Origin of the sequence: Chloroflexus sp. (assembly GCF_034435895.1) — a bacterium.
In the GTDB taxonomy this organism is placed as follows: domain Bacteria; phylum Chloroflexota; class Chloroflexia; order Chloroflexales; family Chloroflexaceae; genus Chloroflexus.
The window spans coordinates 1-18,546 of record NZ_DAOTWH010000291.1; the positions used below are offsets into that span (position 1 = coordinate 1).

Genomic DNA, 18,546 nt, shown 5'->3' on the forward strand with positions numbered 1-18,546 from the left:
GCGGCATCTACGATCAGGCTGGCCCGCTCTTCCGGCAGGCCCGCGACCGCGGTATCACCGCCCAGTTCATGGGTCCCGATGGTCTTGACTCGGACGAGCTGGCGAAGCTAGCCGGCAATGCGGTGGATAAGATGTTCTACACTTCGGTGGCCGCGCCGGTGAGCCAGTTCCCCAAGGCGGCGAAGTATGCCACTGACTATCAGACGGCTTACGGTGAAGGCGCGCCGCCCTTCTCGGCGCAGGCCTTCGATGCCGCGAATATCTGCGCGGCTGGCATTCTGTCGGCGGCTATTACCGCCGGCGGCAAGCCGACCCGCGCGCAGGTGCTCGAGGCGATCCGCAACCTGCCGCCCTTCCCCGGTATTACCGGCACGTTCAAGTTCAACGCCAAGGGCGATCCAACTACTGCGACCTACTTTGTGTTGCGTGTCAACGCGGCTGATTGGAATAAGAACGAGTTGATCAGCCGCCTCGATATTGCGCCGCCGCAATAAGGCGATCGGTTGTCCGTACCGCACATACGCGAGAGCCAACCTCTCGCGTATGTGCCCACTACTGTGTTCGGAGCATGCATGGCTGTCGATGCAACGGTTGCCCCCACGACTGCTCGCCGCTCGCTCGGTGAAGTGCTTGGGGTTGTATTTGGTCCGGTCGGCCAGTTACTGGCATTCATTGTCGGGAGCGCCGCCAGTCTATCGCTGATTGTCGTTGTGCTCGCTCTGATCCTCTCTCCCGCTCAGCCCGATATGATGCAGCGGGTTCTCATTATCCTGCCGCAGGTCATTATTGACGGGTTGGTGCGCGGGTTCCTCTTCGCCACCATCGCGCTTGGCTATACGATGGTCTACGGCGTGCTTGAGTTTATCAATTTCGCCCACGGTGAAATCTTTATGATCGGCGGCGTGGTTGGCGCAACCGTGAGCTTTTTGCTTGTGAGCGCTGGTGCGCTCGAAAGTGTTCCGCCGCTGGTCTTTATTTTGCTGGTGGTGTTGGTGGCAATGGCGTTTTGCGGCATGCTGGCGGTGACGGTGGAACGGGTGGCCTATCGCCCGTTGCGTGGCGCGCCGCGTTTGGTGCCGTTGATTTCGGCGATCGGGATGTCGCTGATTTTGCAAGACCTTGCCCGCTTGGTGATGACCAGCACGCCGCTGGGGTTTAATGCCCGCTACCAGACCCCGAATTTTGGCCAGCCAATTCAACTGTTTACGATGGAAGTCGGTGAGCGCAGCGTGCCGGTGATCCTGAGCCCGCGCGACTTGATCTTTATCGTGGCCGCGACCATTATGCTGGTTGTGCTGAATTATGTGGTTAATGCCACTAAGCTGGGCAAGGCGATCCGGGCCACGGCGCAAGATATGCCGACGGCGAGCCTCATGGGGATTGACGTTAACCGGATTATTGCGCTGACCTTCTTGATCGGCGGCGCTTTGGGCGGCGCTGCCGGTGCGTTGTTCGGTTTGCGTATTGGGACGGTGAATCCGTATATGGGCTTGATCCCCGGTCTCAAGGCGTTTACTGCCGCCGTGTTGGGCGGGATCGGCAACATCACCGGCGCGATGGTCGGCGGGGTGGTGCTTGGCTTCCTTGAGGCGTTTGTGGCCGCCTATTTGTCGATTTTCACCGCCGGCAACTTCTCTGGCGCGGCCTATGCTGATGTGGCCGCGTTTAGCATTCTGATCTTGCTCTTGATCTTCCGGCCTTCCGGTCTGCTCGGTGAGGCGACCACGCAGAAGGTGTAGCTTATGACTACGAGCACTTCGTCGCAAAGCCTCTGGCAACGGGTGACTGCGCCTCTGAGCAGCGGGCCGGCGGCGTATGGGTTTTTGGCCCTCTATGTGCTGGCCTGTTCGGTGTTGCTCTTGACCAATCCGCGCACCGAGTTGAGCACCGACATCGTTTTTGTGCTCTTTATGCTGTCGATGTTGGTTGCCTACCGCTCGCGGGTGGCGACTTGGTTCAAGGTGGTCTTGGGGGTGGTTGCGCTCGGTGTGGTATTGCCCTACTTTGGCACCCTGAACCCGTTCTACATCGATGTGGCGACGCAGGCAGGCATCTTTACCGCGCTAGCCTTGGGGTTGAATGTGGTGGTGGGTTTTGCCGGCCTGCTTGACCTTGGCTATGTGGCCTTCTTCGCGGTCGGCGCCTATGCGTGGGGGATCTTTAGCACCCCCCAGCTCTCTGAGATCAATCCGGCGTGGAGCCCGGTTGATCCGGTCATGTTCTATCCCTTCCTCATCATCGGTCTCATTCTGGGCCTGATTACCGGGGTGTTGCTTGGTTTGCCGGTGTTGCGCTTGCGTGGTGACTATCTGGCGATTGTGACCCTCGGTTTCGGCGAGGTGATCCGGGTGGTGGCGAATAACCTCGACCGCCCGATTAACATCACGAATGGCTCGCAAGGCATTCGCGCGATCGAACGCCCGCCACTGATCATTGTTGATCAAGTTCGCAATCTGGGGATTGTGGCCGATGATAACCGGTTGTACCAGCTCTTCTTCTACTATTTGGTGCTGATTATTTTGCTGCTGACGGTGATCGTCGTGGCCCGGCTCAAGCATTCCCGGATTGGCCGCGCATGGGAGGCGATCCGCGAAGATGAAGTGGCGGCGGTTGCGCAGGGTATTCCGCGGGTACGGATGAAGTTGCTGGCCTTTGCGATCGGCGCGTCGTTTGCCGGAGTGATGGGGGTGGTGTTTGCCTCTAAGCAGCTCTTTATCAACCCGCCTACCTTCGACTTGTTGCGCTCGATCAATATTCTGGTCATGGTGATTCTCGGCGGGATGGGGTCGATCCCCGGCGCGATGTTGGGCGCGATTATCGTGACCATGCTCGATTTGCAAATCTTGCCGCGCATTGCCGCAGTGTTGCGCGAAGCGCAAGCTGCCGGCGCGCCGATCCCGCGCCAGTTTGATCCGACCCAGTATCAGCGCCTGCTGTTCGGTTTGCTGCTGGTGGTCATGATGATTTTCCGTCCCGAAGGCTTGTGGCCTGATGAGCGCCGGCGCGAAGAACAGCACGAGGTTGAGATCGCCGATGAAGAGCTGGAAGCGGATAAGGCCGCCAAATAAACCGGCGCCGATTGAGGGAGATGACGCATGGCGCTTCTCGAAGCTACAAATATCACCAAGATTTTCGGCGGCCTTGTGGCCGTGAATGATGTGACGTTTACGGTCGAACCGGGCAGTGTTGTGAGCGTGATTGGCCCCAATGGCGCCGGTAAGACGACCTTCTTTAATGTGTTGACCGGTATTTATAAGCCCGACAAGGGTCGGGTGGTCTTTGCCGGGCGGGATATTACCGGTTGGCGGTCGGATCAGATCGCTGCCCTCGGCATGCGGCGCACGTTCCAGAATATTCGCCTCTTCGGCAATATGACGGTGCTGGAAAATGTGTTGATCGGGATGCATGTCCATTTACATGCGTCGATCTGGAGCATTATTTTCCGTGGCCGCACGATGTTGCGCGAAGAGGCGAAGGCCCGTAACAAGGCGCTTGAATTGCTGAGCTTTGTCGGCATTGCCGATAAGCGCGATGAGTTAGCCAAGAATTTGCCGTACGGCGACCAGCGCCGGTTGGAGATTGCCCGCGCCATGGCCGGCGATCCGAAGATTATCTTGCTCGATGAGCCAACCGCCGGTATGAATCCGCACGAAACCGCCGAAGCGACGCAATTGATCCGGCGCTTGCGTGATGAGCGCGGGATTACGGTCATCTTGATCGAGCACGATATGCGGCTGGTCATGTCGATTTCCGAACGGATTTCAGTGCTCGATTACGGCAGCAAGATTGCCGAAGGCGATGTGCAGGCAATCCGCACCAATCCGCGCGTGATTGAAGCGTACCTTGGCAAGGGTGCTGCTGGCCAAGCGGCATAAGGTGAGGGTCAGCAATTGATCCGGATCGGTCTATCATTGCGGTTGCCATGTCGCACTCATCCGGTGGCATGGCTGTGACGGAAGATTGAGGATATGCATGGCCCTGCTTGAATTGCAGAACGTTCATACCTATTACGGCAAGATCCATGCTCTTAAAGGCATCTCGATGACGGTCGAAAAAGGCGAGATCGTCACCCTGATCGGCTCGAACGGCGCCGGCAAGAGCACGACCTTGCGCACGATTTCCGGCTTGCTCAAACCGCGCCAAGGGCAGGTGTTGTTTGATGGGAAGCGCATTGATACCTTGCCGCCCCATGAAATTGTGAAATTGGGGATTGCCCAGTCGCCGGAAGGGCGCCGGATCTTCCCCCGTCTCACCGTGCTGGAAAATCTTGAAATGGGGGCGTTTCTCTACAATACGCGCAGTCCAGAGTATCAGGCGGATCTTGATCGGGTGCTGACGCTGTTCCCCCGCTTGCGCGAACGGGTCAGCCAAAAAGGCGGTACGTTGTCGGGTGGCGAGCAGCAAATGCTGGCGATCGGGCGCGCCTTGATGACCCGTCCGCAGGTGTTGCTGCTTGACGAACCGTCGATGGGGTTGGCGCCGGTGCTGGTTGAGCAGATTTTCGAGATTATCCAGACGATTAATCAGCAGGGTACCACCGTGCTGCTGGTGGAGCAGAATGCGTTGCAGGCGCTCTCGATCGCGCATCGCGGGTATGTGTTGCAGAGCGGCGAAATTGTGCTTGAAGATACTGCTGCCAATCTGCGCGATAACGAAATGGTGCAGAAAGCGTATTTGGGGTTAGAATAGGACAACGAATAGGATAACGAATAAACGAATGAACGAGTGGATGACTATGCACGGTGAGTGCATGGTCATCTTTTTGCTGTGAGGAGATGAGCGGCAAAAAGATTATGAACTTGACCGGCGATGACGGTGTTGCAATATCTTTTGGGGAGGAAACAGGCGTTTCCATTCGAGTCTGTGCCGGCCAAAGTTAAACAGGAGACACCCGTTACAGTCTGAGGCGGCAAAGTATTTCAGGCATTGCGCGATCTCATCATTGGTCAAGGGGTAGCAGTGCGCTTCGTATTCCACGAGTAACACGTGGTCAACGCGGTGATCGGGCCGGTATACACGGTGACAAGGTTCCCGTGCTGATCCATGACTGGCAGGCGGGGTTCGTACTCAGATGCGAACCCGCGCGTGCGTAATTGTTGGTGCATCGCCTGATGGTAAACGGCTTCGCGGTGGCTGGGGCCAAGCTCGTTATGCACTGCCATTGCTGTGCCGATAATAGCGTAGGTTAAACCGCCAAGTTGATCGTTGACGCATCGTGACATACCGTTGTGCTCCTCTGCCGCTGTGCTTCGTGTAGTTGCTGGCTGCCGTTGCGCTGGCTTCCATTGAGTCGTCTCTACTATGAATACTGCGCGAAAAGGGCGATGGTAACGCGGAAGTTGTGGGCAGTTTTCATAAGGCGAGCGAGCCGCTGAGCTAGCAGAGGATGGAATGGTGCGGAGTGATCAAAAGAACATCCCCTGACCGCTAGGTCAGGGGATTGGAGTGGAGCGGGAGACGGGACTCGAACCCGCGACATTGTGCTTGGGAAGCACACACTCTACCAACTGAGTTACTCCCGCTTAATCAGCGATAGATAGTATAGCACGCTCGCTGCTAGCTGTCAATTAGGGAACGAGGCGATACCCCACACCCCATTCGGTCAACAAGAGTTGCGGCTGGCGCGGATCAAGCTCGATTTTGCGCCGCAAATGCCAAATATAGACTTTGAGATAATCGTTGTCGCGCGCCTGCTCGTTGCCCCACACAGCGCGTAAAAGCTGCTCGTGCGTCACGACGGCGCCGACCTGTTCAGCGAGCACCTGCAACAACTGATACTCGGTCGGGGTCAGATCGATCAACTCGCCGCGCACCCGCACCTCGCGCTTGCGCTGATCAATGCTCAGCACGCCGTTGCCGGCGGTGAGCAAGCGATTGACCGGCGGTACGCGCCGGAGCAGTGCCCGCATGCGGGCCAGCAATTCATCGTAGTTGAATGGCTTGGTCAGATAATCATCGGCTCCCTGATCGAGGCCGGTAATGATGTCTTGAGACATCGTCTTGGCGGTCAGCATCAGGATCGGCGTAGTAGCAAACTCGCGCACCCGCTGGCAGACGGTTAAGCCATCGAGATCAGGCAGCATAATATCAAGTATCACGAGGTCGGGCCGTTGTTGGCGCACCATCGTGATCGCTTCGTAACCACTGATCGTTTGCAGAACCCGGTAGCCTTCTTGTTCGAGCCGGACGCGCACCAATTCTTGCAAGCCATTGTCATCATCGACAACCAAAATCGTTTGCTGCTGCTCCATAGCGATTACCCCAATGTCAGTTATCCCCATCGTTATTGTCTGCCGCCGGCTGGCCGGAGTTCAGTAAAGCGGGCGGCAATATCGGTAAAGGTAAGTTCGCCGATATGAACGTAGCGGATCTGGCCATCAGCCGTGATGAAGAAGCTGGTCGGCAAGGGAAACACCCGATAGGCTTCGGTGATCTTGCCATCAACATCAAGCGCGATCGGATAGGTCACGCCGTATTGGGCTAAAAATGCCGCTACTCCTTCGACGGTTTGGCCCTGCACACGCTCATCATCGGTCAGATTCACGCCAATAACCATCAACCCTTGTTCAGCAAACTGATCGTAGGCTTGTTGCAAAGCCGGCAATTCACGTTTGCACGGTTCGCACCATGTGCCCCAGAAATTAATTAAAACCACCTTGCCGCGATACTGGGCCAGTTCGATCGTACCGCCGCGCAATTCCGGCGCCGTAAAGTTGGGCGCCGGACGGTTGACCTCACCCATTGCCTGACCGCTGATGGTGTCGCGGTTAGTGAACATCCAGACGGCAGCTACCAGACCCACCGCCAGAAAGGCAAAGATGAAGGCGTTGACGGCTTCGCGCTGGCTGAGGCTACGCCGCGCCGGCGGTTTCGTCGGCTTGATCAACCCTTGGCTAATATCGTACTGTCGCCGGCGTTCTGGGTCGCTTAGCACCTGATAGGCGCGTTCGAGTTCAGCCAACCGGTTGCGCGCAACCGCTTGCAATTCATCATCAAGCTCGGCGAGGCGATCGGGCGTGTACCGCTGCCGTTGCTGTTCGTAAGCAGCCGCAATCGCTGCTTGATCGGCGTCTGGGTTGATCCCCAGCAGACGATAATAATGGAGCCCGTTCATCTCTGCCATTGTAACATATCCTTAGGGTGTGTTTTATTGTCTTATTGACTGTGTTCGTTGATTAATATTTGCGCTTGCAATTGTAAACCCGGATTAACCCCCGGAATCGACAACACCAGCCGCCATTGTTGCAGGGCGCGTTCGGTTTGGGGCGGGTCAACGGCGATCAAGCAGATGCCATGCGAGAGTAAGACGCGGGCATCTTGCGGCGCAGCGCGCAAGGCTTGTTCGGCCTCGTCCAACCCCTTTTGGGCGTGCTGCGGATTGCCGGTATCAAGGCCGTAGTAGCACAGGCTAGCGGCAATGTCGGCCCGCACGACATCATTGCCCGGTTGCAATTCCAGCGCCTTGCGGTAGGCATCGACCGCCTCAAGCCAGCGCGGCAGCCGTTCTTGATAGATGCGCTGCGTTTCGGCATCGCCGGTCGCGAGTTGCTCACGCACGTAGACAACGCTGTCAAACAGCGCATTGCCAAGGTTAATCCATGCATTGGGGTTATCAGGCACTTGCGCGACTACCTGTTGCGCGGCAATCACCTGCCCATCGAATTGGGTCAAAACTTCGCGCAAGGTCGGCGTGGGTGGCACGATCGTGGCGGTTGGCGTGTTGGGGGCAGTGGCGACCGGCGCTACCACCATCGTACTGATCAGCGTACCGAGCACAATGCTAAAGGTCGCAGCGGCCACAACTAACGATGGCAGGAGCCAGACCGGTTGGGCTTGCGTCGCTGTGCGCCCGCGGCGCGGTGCGTCTCGCCGTGACTGCGCGCTCAGGTATGGTTGCGGATTAAAATCTGGCGGGCGCTCTTGCCGGCGCGCCGGCGGCAGCGGACGAAAATCGATCAGTTCGTCATCATCGGCTGGCGGCGGTGGCGCCGCAGCTTTGGCGCTCGCCGCTGGCGGCGCCGGCCGGAGTGTTTCGTGCAGTTGCCGGTCATACTCGGCTCGTCGCTGCGGATCGCTCAAGACGCTATAGGCGCGTTCGATCTCGTCGCGCCGCCGCCGCGCGAGTTCCACTAACTCATCAGCCGCGCCTTCGAGCCGTTCGGGTGCGTAACGTTCGCGTAAGCGTTCGTATGCCGCCCGAATCGCTTCAGCATCAGCTTTGGGGTGAACTTGCAAAAGCTCGTAATAATCAGCCATCGCTCTCACAACAACGGCCGCGATCGGCAGCCAATCAGGCTGACCACCAACCGCGACCGTCCCATAATCATCGCTCGCTATTGACTGTCCAGAAGGGCGTCATGACCGCACGGCCAGCTATCATCATACGTGTACTGATTGATCAACGTCCAATCCCGCGCCAGCCCAATTGCGCCGCCAATTCGGGCAACGCCTTGGGCAGGCGCACGCGCACCCCCGCCAAGGCTAGACTGCCCTCAAGGTAGCGCCGCACCAGCGCGATAGCGCCGCCGATAACCATCAGAATGACGCCGACCCACACCAAGACCACGAGTGGTTTGACGCTCACGGCAATCACCGCTTTGGCCGGCACGACCGGTAAGTTATCGAGCCCGGGGCCGCTGCCTTCCAGCAACACCATGCGGTTGGCGGGGTCAAGTTCGCGCAGATGGAGGGTGTGGCCGCCGGGGAGCGTCACTGGGACAAATTGCAGCTCGCTCTCGTTGGTGGCCGGGTTAATAACCACCTCGACTCGTGGCTCAACCTCGATCGTTTGCCCCTCGTAGATGACCTCCACTTTGGCGCCAACCTTGGCTTCGCCGCGCATCATGGCATCGCGGTCGATATTAAAGCCGCGGAAAATCAGCGTATAAGGCCCCATCTGCACGCTCTGATCGACGCCGAGCACCGGGCGGGTTGGGTCGCGCTCAGGATCGTAACCGGCCGGCGAGACATAGAGATCGTGCCAGAAATAGCTATGGATCGAGGGCGTCTGCATGGTAGCGCCCATCCGCTGATTGTAATAGAGGTAGGGCTGGGCCGAGAAGGTGCGCGAGCCGTCGCTGACAGTTAGATCGAGCACACCGCGCTGCTGGTCGTCGAGTTGGTAGCCGTTGAAGATAAACTCGTAGCCGAACAGGCGGGCCGATTCGCCGGGGGCAAGGGTCAGGCGGGTATCGGGGGTGGCGTAGGCCGAGGAAGCGACCATGCCGATCGCCATCACGGTAAAGCCAAGGTGAGCGAGGTAGCCGCCAATGCGCAGCCAGCCGCTGCGGAGCGTGCGCGCCAGCATTAGTAGATTGGCGCCGAAGGCGAACGCGCCGCCGGCGACGTAGGCCAGCGACAACACATCGCGCACGTCAATGATAATCGCGACAATGGCGGCAATCACGGCCAATGCCGCCGGCCAGCGCAAGGCGCGCAGCAAATGGCTGAGGTTCGCGTCGCGCCAGCCCAGCAAGGGGCCAATGATCAAGAGCACGATCGCCACCACGCCGAGCGGCGGCACGGTGCGCTGATAGAAGCTCGGCGCCAGCGAGAAGCGGCCATCTTCAAACGGCTGGGCCTGCGGGTTCATAAGGGTGCCGTCATCGAGCTCGAAGTAGCGCCCCATCCACTCTTGCAAGGTATGGCCAACGCCGGGAATAGCCGAGATGACCGGCATCGACGTGCCAATCCCCACCACCAGCGCAGTCATCACAATCGTGATGATCGCCAGCACGAAGAAGCTATCGCGTGAGAAGAACTTCTCGCTCAGCGGGCGGGCGGGAATATCGTTCCAGCGCATGATGAGCGAGATAACCGCAACCGCGAGCAAGACGACCTGAAAGCCGACCAGCCCTTCAAAAATTCCCTCAGCGACAAACGAGTGGACTGAGAAGTTGGCGTACACGCCGCTGCGGGTCATGAAGGTGGCGTAGAAGACGGTAATATAGGTGGCGACACCCAAGATCAGATTGGTCTTGCGCAAGCCGCCGTGGGTGCGTTGCACCAGCATCCCATGGATCAGCGCCGTCAGAATCAGCCACGGCACCAGCGACGAGTTTTCGACCGGATCCCAGCCCCAATAGCCGCCCCAACCGAGCGTCTCGTAGGCCCAATAGCCGCCGAGCAGCAGGGCCAAGCCCAAAAACGTCCATGCCGAAAGCGTCCACGGTAAGGCGCGCTTCACCCACGTATCGTAATCGCGTCGCCACAGAGCCGCCAGCGCAAATGCGAAGGGGATCATGGTCAGCGCATAGCCGATAAACAGGATCGGCGGATGGATTATCATCCAGAAATTGTGCAGCAGCGGGTTGAGGCCGCGCCCATCGGTGGGGGTGAGTGCGGCGCCGGTCGAGGGATCGACGAGGGGTTGGAATGGGTTAAGTGCCAGCACGAACCCGATTAACGCCGCTTGAATAGCCATCACCACCATGAGTACATACGGCTCAAAGTGTTTCGTGCGGCGCACCAGCAACACGCTCGCGATCGCCCCCCAGAGCAGCCAGATCATAAAGCTGCCCGGCTGCCCAGCCCAACTGGCGGCAATCGTAAAGAAGAACTCAAGATCACGTGAACTATAGTTGTACACGTAATCGAGATCGAAGCGGCGAGCGATAAACACCGTAATCAGCAGCGTCCACGACATCAGGACGCCGGCCAGCGCGGCGTACACGCCAAACCGGGCATAACTGAGCGCAGATCGCTGCCCGCGCAGCACGAGGCCATAGCCAATCGCAGCCAGTAAGGTCATGCCAAGGCTGGCCATAAGTAAAAACGTACCGAAGAGATACATAGCAACTCTTTCCAGCGGTCGTTGTCTCCGACCGAGTATCCAGTGGCGCTGGTCGGCCGGCGCTTATGGTTTCGCTTGATTCATCTCTTGATATTTCGACGGGCACTTGACGAGCAGGTCATCGGCCATAAAGGCCTGTTCGGCCTGATCGTAGCGCCCAATCGCCACGATGCTGATCGCCTGCTCGAAATTAGCCGGGCGCGGATCATCAGAGATGACCTTAATCAGCTTGCCGTTTTCATCTTGCAGCATAAAGGTAAACCGGCCTTGGGCATCCATCTCGCCGGCACTGCCGAGGAAGCCGGCCAGTTGCACGCTGCGCGTGCTGCGCATCGCCTCATCAACGCTGGTGGTATAGGCGCGGAACCCGTCTTGAAAGCCGAAAAAGCCGTAGACAACGGCCAACAGGATGATACCGAGCCCGACAATATGCAACGGCTTGATATTCAGGCCGCGGCGAACTGGAGTAGTTGCAACTGCCATACGATCACCTTTACTACATTGTAGATATAAGTCTGAGCTGGCGCGGTACGCTAACCCTACACGTTACCGGCGCTCGACCGGCTCACCGGAGTCGCGCACCCGGCTCATTGTTGCTGACGGCGCTGCTGGCTCGTTGCGTTCGCGCTCATGCTCCAATTCACGGCGCAACGCGCGCGCAGCGGCGTCGATCCGCCAAAAGTAAATAAAGATCACAATCCAGACAGACAACACGGCGGCGGTCGCCACCAAAATAGCTGCATTATCCATAAGTTATGCCCTCCCGCGTTGCGCTACTGCCCACTGCACATTCAACACTAGTGAACGCACGTGCAACATCCAGAAAAAGAGTGCGGTAAAGCCAAGGTTAGCGGCAAGGAAGGTGTACAGCGTCCGCCGGTTTTCCAGCAGTTGGGTGCCCGGCGCTTCCATATTGAGCCGCACCGCGCCAGTTGCCTCATCGTATTCCTCTAGGCCCAATTGGAATCGCGAACCGGGGAACTCAGGCCGCGCCGCCATTCCGCCATCGACGAGGTCGAGGCTCGGATACAGGATGGCCTCTTGCTGCAAGCCCGGCGTGCTCACCTTCACTTCGGCGACAATCAGATTGCCTTGTCGTTCGAGGCCGAGCAATTGCACCTTTTGGTCGCCGATCAGCCCAACTTTGCCTACCTCAAGCACCACGCCATCACAGTTGCTGCCTTGGATGAACGCGCAGTTGGGATGGAGGGTGCTATCGGCGAGACGTGGGGCGACGAATAACAGGAAGGGCATGGTGACAAAAGCGAAGAGCGAGTAGACGGCGCTCAGTTGCCGCCGCCGGTCAACATCATCGATCGCGGCGCGCAGCGCAAACAGGGCGGCATAGATCAGCAAGAGCACGAAGATCGAGGTCTGGCGCGGATCCCAGTTCCAAAAGATGCCCCATGCCACCTGTGAGAAGATCATACCGGTAACGGTGGCGAGAATGGTAAAGAGCAAGCCGGCCTCGGCAGCCGCCACCGCAATATGATCGTCTTGCACGCGCCGGCGCCAGAGATACAACCCGCTAAAGATTGCCGAGATTGTAAAGGCGATGACACTGACCCATGCCGTTGGCACATGCACGATCACAATTCGCCCGGCTTCGCCCAGCCCTTCGTACTGCGGCACAATCAGAAAGGTAGCAATGATCACGCCGGCCATCCATACGCCTATGCCGATCTTTGCCGCTTGCGCGAGCCGTTGCATCATGGCAACCTGCCTTCTAGCCCATAGGGTTGCAAACGATCCATCTTTGACGCATCATACAACGTTGTTGCTTTAAAAGCAAGGAGTGTTAGCGGATATGTGCGTATTGAATAGCTAGCTGTCTGCGGTATACCGCTCCACCGCACACAGGTCATGTATAGTAAGTCTTAACCATTGTATCATGGTTGCTGGGCATGATGACGGCAACTCATGCCGGTGCAATAAGATCGCAGCGCTATACTGCTCATATCAGTTGGGTAAAGCGGTTGGCTAAACAACATGCCGCTTCTCCATGATGAAATGGTACCAGCGCGCCGCCACGCTCAGCGCCAAGTAGAGCACTGACAAACCGGTCATCGCGCGGCCAATGATCCCCTGTTTCCACAGCCAATCCAGCGCCAGCGCTATGCAGATTGCGGCAAGCGGCAGCATAAAGAAGACATGCTTGAGAATCATGTCGGCGATTGTCCAGTTGACCAGCGAATAGAGGATCAAGATTGCCCACCAGCCGATCAGCAGGCTATGCGCCCGCCGCGCCGTGAACCATGCTAGCACTGCCCCACCGAGAATGAGCGCAATGCCTACCCAAGTGAGATGGTTGAGCATAAACGCGCCATCAATCGCGGGGGTAGGCAATGGCAGCGCCTCGGCCCGGTTGACCCGCCGCGCTAAGGCTGATGTGATGACCGGTACCGTCTCGGCTACGATAACCGGCACATACCAGATATGGTAGATAAGGAACGCTGCCGCTTCGGCTATGACCAGCCCAATCAGGGCCAGCCTGCCGCGTTGGGTTGTGTGGCTCTCGCGCCGGATCAGCTCGATGAGGGCATAGATGCCCATCATCGTAAACGCCATAATGCCAACGACGGTATAGGTGAGTATCGCGAGCGTCGCTGCAGCAGCCACCCCCCAGAGCGCGCGCCGATCGGTGGGGTGATCGTAAAAGGCCAGCACCACTGCAATGAGGACTAATGTGCCCCACAAGCCCAGTTGGGTTGGCCAATTGCCCCACGAGATCAAGAAGTAGGGCATTAGCAGTAGATGGTAACAACCAGCCGCAGTCACGGCAATTTCCGGCCTGCCAAATAAACGGAGGGCAATATAGGCGATGAGCAGGCTGCGCGATACATCAAGCGCCGTATTCAGCACATTCGAGGCCAATCCAAGATCAATTCCCACTAGATCAAAGGGGGCAGTGATGAGGTACCACAAGGGCGAATAAGGAAAATGCCCGCCCTCGAAACCGACCGTATCGCCGAGCAGGGTGACCCGGCTGGGCACGATCAATTCAATAAACCGGCCATCGAGCACCAGCTGGGTGCGCGGTACGTGCCAGCGTTCGTCGTAGACAATGGTTTGCGGGTAGATCACGCCGCCGATCTTGATTAACGCCGCTAGCAAGACGATCCGCCAGAGCCATGTTTCGTAGAGTTGCGGCAAGGTTTCGCCGCCGCGGTTGAAGGCGAAGCGGGTAAAGGCGCGCAGCGGCCCGAGCGCGAGGTGTAATCCCGCTAACAACCCCCAGAGCATCGGCGTAAAAATGGCCCACCAGATCCGGTGAGCTGCTAACAAACCGCCTAATGTGACCAGTCCCGTGGTCACGAGGACGGCTGCCGGCAGCGGTTGCACTGCCACCCGGCGCGCCAGCCAGTAGCCAAACGCACCAATGAGCGCGAAATGAATCGCTTGCCAGAAAGGCCAGCCATACTCTCCCTGATGCGCTTCGATCCAGTCGATAGCGACCCCTAGTTGGCGCGGATCGGCAGTGGTCGAGAAGGTTGCGCTGATCAGGTGCAGCGTAAGGTTGTCATGATCCGGCGGCACGAGCAGGTAGTAGCGAGCCGTATCACTCCGTAACGTGATCGGTACCGGCGCTACCTTGCCGGTCGCGATGGTCAATTCAGCCGGTGGCGCGCCTTCGGGCCGGTAGCCGTTGGCCCGAAAGACGACGGTCGTCCAGTTTGAGCCGATGCCAGGGAATGAGACGCTTGCTTCGGCTTTGGTGAAAGAATAAGAGAATTGCCGGTTACGTTCTAGAGCGTGAAAGCCGGTGATATAGGGTTGGGCGTAGGTCGTGCCAATATCGAGCCGCCCCGCCGGTGGAATCAAGCCGGCGAGACCAGCACAGATGATTCCTATTATGGCGAGGCCGAGCGCGACGAACAGATCAGGCCGCAGTTTGGCCAGTTGGTTCTCCATACGTTCTCCCTGCACGATAACATAAATCCAATAGACTCAGCCTGTTTTCAACGGCTTGCTGTGCTATACTACCAAAGCAGGTCAATCTTGTGATCTGCCCATCTGCCTTGCGGCAGACACGCACGAGGGATAGCAATGAGACTGGAGCGATTTACTGAAAAGGCGCAGAGCGCCTTCCATATTGCCCAAGAGATTATGCGGGATCACCAGCATTCGCAGCTCGATGTCGAGCATCTCTTTTTGGCGATGCTCCGCCAGCGCGATGGTCTGGCAACGCGCGCGCTGGCGCGCTTGAACGTTGATCCGCAAGAGGTGGAACGGCGCATCGAGCGCGAGCTGGAAAAACTCCCGAAGATGTTGAATTCGCATGGCATTGGTGGTCAAGTCTTCATTACGCCGCGCACGCAGCGGTTGGTCAAGCGCGCTGAGGAAGAAGCTAACCGATTGGGCGATCAGTATGTCGGCCTTGATCACTTGCTGATCGGCTTGGCGAGCGAGCGCGATGGCCCTTCAGCGCGGATTTTGCAGAGCTATCATATCGATCAAGAGCGAATCTATCAAGTATTGATGGAAATTCGCGGCAGCCAGCGCAGCGATGACCCGTCGGCTGAGAGCCGCTATGAAATTCTGACCAAGTATAGCACCGATCTGACCGAGCTGGCCCGCGAAGACAAGCTCGATCCGGTGATTGGTCGCGAAGCCGAGATCACCCGCGTCATTCGCATTCTTTCCCGTCGCACCAAGAACAACCCGGTGTTGGTCGGCGAAACCGGCGTCGGCAAGACGGCGATTGTCGAGGGGTTGGCCCAGCGCATTGCCCGTGGCGACGTGCCGCCGACGTTGATTGATCGCAAATTGCTGGCGCTCGATCTAGCCGGGATGGTGGCCGGCTCGAAGTTCCGCGGCGAGTTTGAAGAGCGGCTAAAAGCGGTGATGGATGAAGTGCGCAACGCGAAGGGGCGCATTATCCTCTTTATTGATGAGCTGCACACGGTGGTTGGCGCCGGCGCCGCGACCGGCAGCATCGACGCCTCGAATATGCTCAAGCCCGCTCTCTCGCGCGGCGAGATCCAAGTGATCGGGGCCACGACGATTGACGAATATCGTAAGCATATTGAAAAGGATGCAGCGCTCGAACGGCGCTTCTCGCCGGTGTTTGTCGAAGAGCCTGATCCGGAGACGACGGTTGAGATGCTGCGCGGCCTGCGCAAGCGCTACGAAGAGCACCATCAACTGACGATCAGCGATGAGGCGCTGCGGGCGGCGGTGCAACTGTCGAGCCGTTATATCAACGACCGGTTTTTGCCTGACAAAGCGATTGACCTCATTGACGAAGCCAGCGCCAAGCTGCGAATTGACATCTTCTCGATGCCGCCTGAGCTGAAAGCGAAGGAAGAGGAGCTGAAGCGGCTGCAAGCCGAAGAGGAAGAAGCCGGGGCGCGCCGCGATTACGAACGGGCGGCGATGCTGCGCGCGCGCTATTTGGCCCTGCAAGCGGAATTTGAGACCGAGCGCAGCGAGTGGTTGGCACGCAACAATCTCGATGAAGTGGTGGATGATGAAGACGTGGCGCAGATCGTCGCCAGTTGGACGGGGGTGCCGGTCAGCCGGATGCTCGAAACTGAGCGCGAGAAGCTGATCCACATGGAAGAACGGCTGCATGAGCGGGTGATTGGCCAGCACGAAGCGATTGTCGCCTTGAGCGACGCCATTCGCCGCGCGCGTTCCGGTCTGCGTGATCCGCGCCGCCCGATCGGCTCGTTCCTCTTCGTCGGCCCGACTGGTGTGGGCAAAACTGAGCTAGCCCGGGCGCTGGCCGAGTTTATGTTCGATAGCGAAGAGGCGATGACGCGGGTCGATATGAGCGAGTATCAAGAGAAGCACACCGTCAGTCGCTTGATCGGTGCGCCACCCGGCTATGTCGGTTATGACGAAGGCGGCCAATTGACCGAGAGCATTCGCCGCCGTCCGTATCAGGTCGTGCTCTTCGACGAAATCGAGAAGGCGCACCGCGATGTCTTCAACGCCTTGCTGCAAGTGCTTGACGATGGCCGGCTGACCGATGGCCAAGGCCGCACGGTCGATTTCCGCAATACGATCATCATCATGACTAGCAATGCCGGCACCGAGCATCTGCAAGGCGGTGGAATCGGCTTTAACGTGGGCGGCAAGGCGCAAAAAGCGTTCGATCTGCGCGAGGCGCGCAAGAAGGTTGATGAGGCGCTCAAGCAGACCTTCCGGCCCGAATTCCTCAACCGGATCGACGAGATTATTCTCTTCCATCCGCTCTCGATGGAAGATTTGACCAAGATCGTCGAATTGCAGATCAGCGAGCTGGTCAACCGGCTGCGCGAGCAGAACATTGGCTTGACGTTAACGCAGGCAGCCAAAGAGTATCTCGTCAACGAAGGCTACAATCCGGTCTTTGGCGCGCGCCCGTTGCGCCGCACCATCCAGCGCCTGCTCGAGACGCCGATTTCGCGTGAATTGCTGCGCGGAACGTTTACCGCCGGTGATCAGATCGAAGTGGATGTCGAGTATGGCCAGCTCGTGTTTCACCGCGGCAGCATCCTGACCATGGCAGAGCGCCGCCCCGCCGAACCGCTTGATGCCTGAACTGTAATCTGCGATGCCGGGTTTGTCATCTTGCCCGGCATCGTGATATGATCTAGACCCAAAAGTGATAGGCGTCTCGTGTCGCTGATCAGGAGTGGTTGTGACCGCATCCGATGTTGCTACTCAATTGATTGCTGCCCAGCGCCGGGCTGCTCGTCTGCGCAATGCGTTAATGACGGTTGGCTCCTTTTTTGCTGCTGCGCGCCAATCTGACCCGTTGCCGATGTTGTGCGATCTGTGCAGCGAGTGGTTACTGGCCGATAAAGTTGAAATTATTGTTCCCGCCGGCACTGGCAGTTTACAAGCACACTCGCCGACCATGTTGGTTGGGCCGATTATGATTGGCCGGCGGGTGGTGGGGCGGATTGAAGTCACTCGCTCGACGCCGTCGTTTGATAGCGATGATCGTGAATTGTTGACGGCGTTGGGCCAGATTGTCGGTATTGTGCTTGAACAATCGTCGTTGCAAGGCCAGCTTGACCAGTATCTCAATCAAGCCCGCGCCCATGCTGACACACTCGATCAGTTGTTACAGTTTGGCCGCATGGTGACCAGCGCCACGACCGATCCGCTCCATTTGGGGTTGCAATTGGCGACACAGGTGCCGGCGATGGTGGGAGGCGAACGGGCATCGTTGCTCTTGCTCCCGCCCGATAATAGCGTCGCACCGATGCTGTTGTTGAGCAATGGCCATGTTGCCACGCCTGACCGCGCGCGCGCGGTGCGCGAGCACGGCTTTGCCGGTTTGGTGCTGCGCGAAGGGCAGCCGTTGATTATTGATGAAACCGATGCCGATCGGCGTTGGCTTTCGTTGCGGATGCGCGAGTATGATGCGCCGACACGGTGCGCGATGGCGGCCCCGTTGCGCTGGGGGCCGCGTTTGCTCGGCGCATTAACCGTGACCACGACCCAGAGCCGCCGGTTCGATAGCTCCCATCTTAACTTGTTAGAATTGGTGGCTTGCCATATCTCGCTGGCGATTTATGCGGCTGATCTCGAGACGCGCTGCAAGCAGAGCGCCAAACTCCTCAACGAGGTTGAAGCGCGGATGAGCGTTGCGTTGGTCGCTGCCCGCGCTGGTGATGCGCAGGCGTTTGACCAGCTCGAAATGCAACTTGCTCGCTTGCGTGACGTGCAACAGCTTCTTTTTCTCAATATGTCGATACCGCCGGAGTCGTAGCGGCATCGTTCCGCAGGCGTAGGGTCATAGCGTCGCGGGCGTAGGG

The 18,546-nt window shown here is 58.3% G+C and carries 17 protein-coding genes and 1 tRNA gene; 7 read left to right on the plus strand and 11 right to left on the minus strand.

Translation table 11 applies throughout. The annotated features are described in order from the left end of the window. The 5 genes from U9R81_RS16250 to U9R81_RS16270 all read left to right on the plus strand — a co-directional run. The coding region (locus U9R81_RS16250; RefSeq protein WP_322496473.1) for an ABC transporter substrate-binding protein at window positions 1-494 on the plus strand (494 nt) is incomplete at its 5' end. Between the two features lie 78 nt (window positions 495-572). After that, window positions 573-1,739 carry a branched-chain amino acid ABC transporter permease gene (locus tag U9R81_RS16255; protein ID WP_322496474.1) on the plus strand — a complete coding sequence of 389 codons (1,167 nt, stop codon included), beginning with the start codon at window positions 573-575 and terminating at the stop codon, window positions 1,737-1,739. 3 nt (window positions 1,740-1,742) lie between these two features. Further along, the gene (locus U9R81_RS16260; RefSeq protein ID WP_322496475.1) at window positions 1,743-3,068 is read left to right on the plus strand and encodes a branched-chain amino acid ABC transporter permease; all 1,326 of its coding nucleotides are present in this window, start codon (window positions 1,743-1,745) and stop codon (window positions 3,066-3,068) included. A 27-nt stretch (window positions 3,069-3,095) separates the two neighbouring features. Then, window positions 3,096-3,875, plus strand: a complete 780-nt coding sequence (locus U9R81_RS16265) for an ABC transporter ATP-binding protein (protein WP_322496476.1) — start codon at window positions 3,096-3,098, stop codon at window positions 3,873-3,875. A 97-nt stretch (window positions 3,876-3,972) separates the two neighbouring features. Then, entirely contained in the window at window positions 3,973-4,689 is a 717-nt protein-coding gene (locus U9R81_RS16270; RefSeq protein ID WP_416180982.1) for an ABC transporter ATP-binding protein, read from the plus strand. 102 nt (window positions 4,690-4,791) lie between these two features. Here the strand turns inward: U9R81_RS16270 and U9R81_RS20105 are convergent, their stop codons facing one another. The 11 genes from U9R81_RS20105 to U9R81_RS16320 all read right to left on the minus strand — a co-directional run bounded on the left by U9R81_RS20105 (window position 4,792) and on the right by U9R81_RS16320 (window position 14,704). Continuing rightward, window positions 4,792-4,986 carry a GxxExxY protein gene (locus U9R81_RS20105; protein WP_416180983.1) on the minus strand — a complete coding sequence of 65 codons (195 nt, stop codon included), beginning with the start codon at window positions 4,984-4,986 and terminating at the stop codon, window positions 4,792-4,794. Continuing rightward, window positions 4,947-5,222, minus strand: coding sequence for a GxxExxY protein (locus U9R81_RS16275; protein ID WP_322496477.1), 276 nt, complete (start codon window positions 5,220-5,222; stop codon window positions 4,947-4,949). The genes U9R81_RS20105 and U9R81_RS16275 overlap by 40 nt, the downstream gene beginning before the upstream one ends. A 224-nt stretch (window positions 5,223-5,446) precedes the next feature. Then, window positions 5,447-5,522: transfer RNA gene (locus tag U9R81_RS16280), tRNA-Gly, on the minus strand. A 45-nt stretch (window positions 5,523-5,567) separates the two neighbouring features. Beyond that, window positions 5,568-6,251: a response regulator transcription factor gene (locus U9R81_RS16285; RefSeq protein WP_322496478.1), complete on the minus strand. Its 684-nt coding sequence runs from the start codon at window positions 6,249-6,251 to the stop codon at window positions 5,568-5,570. Between the two features lie 32 nt (window positions 6,252-6,283). Next, a complete protein-coding gene (locus U9R81_RS16290) occupies window positions 6,284-7,123 on the minus strand; it encodes a redoxin domain-containing protein (RefSeq protein ID WP_322496479.1) in 840 nt (279 codons plus the stop codon). A 32-nt stretch (window positions 7,124-7,155) separates the two neighbouring features. After that, window positions 7,156-8,256: a J domain-containing protein gene (locus U9R81_RS16295; protein WP_322496480.1), complete on the minus strand. Its 1,101-nt coding sequence runs from the start codon at window positions 8,254-8,256 to the stop codon at window positions 7,156-7,158. Window positions 8,257-8,398: 142 nt separating this feature from the next. Then, window positions 8,399-10,792 carry a heme lyase CcmF/NrfE family subunit gene (locus U9R81_RS16300; protein ID WP_322496481.1) on the minus strand — a complete coding sequence of 798 codons (2,394 nt, stop codon included), beginning with the start codon at window positions 10,790-10,792 and terminating at the stop codon, window positions 8,399-8,401. A 63-nt stretch (window positions 10,793-10,855) separates the two neighbouring features. After that, on the minus strand, window positions 10,856-11,275 hold the full coding sequence (locus U9R81_RS16305) for a cytochrome c maturation protein CcmE (protein WP_322496482.1): 420 nt from the start codon (window positions 11,273-11,275) through the stop codon (window positions 10,856-10,858). A 63-nt stretch (window positions 11,276-11,338) separates the two neighbouring features. Beyond that, window positions 11,339-11,542 (minus strand): CcmD family protein, encoded by a 204-nt coding sequence (locus U9R81_RS16310; protein ID WP_322496483.1) that lies wholly within the window; start codon window positions 11,540-11,542, stop codon window positions 11,339-11,341. A 3-nt stretch (window positions 11,543-11,545) separates the two neighbouring features. Next, window positions 11,546-12,505: a cytochrome c biogenesis protein gene (locus U9R81_RS16315; RefSeq protein ID WP_322496484.1), complete on the minus strand. Its 960-nt coding sequence runs from the start codon at window positions 12,503-12,505 to the stop codon at window positions 11,546-11,548. A gap of 267 nt (window positions 12,506-12,772) precedes the next feature. Then, entirely contained in the window at window positions 12,773-14,704 is a 1,932-nt protein-coding gene (locus tag U9R81_RS16320) for a hypothetical protein (protein WP_322496485.1), read from the minus strand. 135 nt (window positions 14,705-14,839) lie between these two features. Between U9R81_RS16320 and U9R81_RS16325 the strand changes: the two genes are divergently transcribed. Further along, a complete protein-coding gene (locus U9R81_RS16325) occupies window positions 14,840-17,320 on the plus strand; it encodes an ATP-dependent Clp protease ATP-binding subunit (RefSeq protein ID WP_322496486.1) in 2,481 nt (826 codons plus the stop codon). Window positions 17,321-17,420: 100 nt separating this feature from the next. Continuing rightward, on the plus strand, window positions 17,421-18,500 hold the full coding sequence (locus tag U9R81_RS16330; RefSeq protein WP_322496487.1) for a GAF domain-containing protein: 1,080 nt from the start codon (window positions 17,421-17,423) through the stop codon (window positions 18,498-18,500). The last annotated feature ends 46 nt before the right edge of the window (window positions 18,501-18,546 follow it).